Source organism: Pseudomonas lactis (assembly GCF_001439845.1).
Classification (GTDB): Bacteria; Pseudomonadota; Gammaproteobacteria; order Pseudomonadales; family Pseudomonadaceae; genus Aquipseudomonas; species Aquipseudomonas lactis.
The window spans coordinates 1-538 of the sequence record NZ_JYLO01000042.1; the positions used below are offsets into that span (position 1 = coordinate 1).

Annotated in this window: 2 tRNA genes and 1 rRNA gene; all 3 read right to left on the reverse strand. The window is 47.0% G+C overall.

The features are described from left to right. Positions 1 to 210: 210 nt before the first annotated feature. Positions 211 to 286, reverse strand: a tRNA-Ala gene (locus TX24_RS30135). A 30-nt stretch (positions 287 to 316) separates the two neighbouring features. Next, positions 317 to 393 (reverse strand) — tRNA-Ile (locus TX24_RS30140). 81 nt (positions 394 to 474) lie between these two features. Continuing rightward, positions 475 to 538 (reverse strand): 16S ribosomal RNA (locus TX24_RS30145); the annotation flags it as partial.

The following is a 538-nucleotide window of genomic DNA, read 5'->3' on the forward strand; positions in this document are numbered from 1 at the left end:
ACATTCGCCGAAAATTCGAATTTCTCAGTTAAGAGAACTCACAAATTTTACCTTAGCCTGATCCGTTACCAGTGAAAGTAACGTTCAGTCTATCTTTCTATCACATACCCAAATTTTTAAAGAACGAACTAGTCAAAGACTAGAAATCAACATTCACCATCACAACGATGGAATGCTCATTTCTAAGCTTTATACAAACAGAAGCAGTAGTGGTGGAGCCAAACGGGATCGAACCGTTGACCTCCTGCGTGCAAGGCAGGCGCTCTCCCAGCTGAGCTATGGCCCCGTATTTCTACAGGCGTTTCCCACACAAAATTGGTGGGTCTGGGCAGATTCGAACTGCCGACCTCACCCTTATCAGGGGTGCGCTCTAACCAACTGAGCTACAGACCCAATTTCGGGCTGCTTCTTTCGTCTTCTTCAATGAATCAAGCAATTCGTGTGGGAACTTATGGAGCAGCTGATGTCGTCGATTAAGGAGGTGATCCAGCCGCAGGTTCCCCTACGGCTACCTTGTTACGACTTCACCCCAGTCATG